Raw genomic sequence first — 345 nt, forward strand, 5'->3', positions numbered from 1 at the left:
GGACTTTGGTCCCGATTAACATGGGCGATCCACGTCTCGGCTCCCCCATTGGTTGGACACCATGGTCGGTGCCCGCCCCATTCACTTTGAGCACTGAAGCCGCACGGCAGATTGGATACACGCCAGCGACCGACTATGCGCGTTCAGTTTTTGCCACGTGCGAGTGGCTTAGAAATTCGGCAGACGAAAAGTGGCAAAAGCGGTTTCCGGTTCTGGCGGGCTATACAGTTCCATTATTCGATTACGAGGCTGAGGACGCATTCTTTAGCAGCTAGCCCATTTAGCTCGTCCGCTATTGAGCAGGCGGTGGCGCAACCGAAAGGGCCGGAATGAGGTCGGAAGCGG

The 345-nt window shown here is 56.5% G+C and carries 1 pseudogene; it reads left to right on the forward strand.

What is annotated here, in order from left to right:
* Window positions 1-275 (forward strand): annotated as a pseudogene (locus QSJ70_RS27465) (hypothetical protein); the annotation flags it as partial.
* Window positions 276-345 lie beyond the last annotated feature (70 nt).

Origin of the sequence: Brucella sp. NBRC 12950 (genome assembly GCF_030268145.1) — a bacterium.
Lineage (GTDB): Bacteria > Pseudomonadota > Alphaproteobacteria > Rhizobiales > Rhizobiaceae > Brucella.